The organism is Clostridium yunnanense (genome assembly GCF_016595795.1).
GTDB lineage: Bacteria > Bacillota > Clostridia > Clostridiales > Clostridiaceae > Clostridium_AR > Clostridium_AR yunnanense.
The window spans coordinates 1-547 of the sequence record NZ_JAENHN010000024.1 but is presented as its reverse complement, the minus strand read 5'-3'; the positions used below and the strand labels follow the sequence as shown (position 1 = coordinate 547).

1 protein-coding gene is annotated in these 547 nt (G+C 33.6%); it reads left to right on the top strand.

The features are described from left to right. On the top strand, positions 1-467 hold a 467-nt coding region (locus JHL18_RS07350; protein WP_200267654.1), incomplete at its 5' end, for a transposase. Positions 468-547: the final 80 nt, after the last annotated feature.

Below are 547 nucleotides of genomic sequence, written 5' to 3'. Positions count from 1 at the left end.
CGTTTCGGATTGTACGCTTTAAAATCACTGATGATACTTATGAGGTTGTTGTTACAAACCTAGATAGAATGAATTTTTCACCTCAAGAACTGAGAGAGCTCTATTTCAAGCGTTGGGGAATTGAAACATCATTTCGTGATTTGAAATATACTATTGGATTGTTACATTTTCATTCAAAAAAAGTGGAGTACATACTTCAGGAAATCTACGCAAGGCTAATTATGTACAACTTTTCTGAAATAATTACCTTACACGTAATCATAGAAAAAAAGAGCAGAAAATACGACTATAAAGTCAATTTTTCTGTTGCAGTACATATATGCCGAGAATTTTTCCTTGGTAAAATTACTCCACCTAATATAGAAGCTTTGATTGCTAGGTACGTAACACCGATTCGACCTGGTCGTTCGCGACCTAGAAATATGTCTGAAAAAACATCCGTAAGCTTCATGTATAGAGTAGCATAATCTGGATTAATTTAATAGTTTTTTAGCGGGATATATGCCTGCTTTATTTGCATGCATATTTTCCGATTACTTTCCTTATT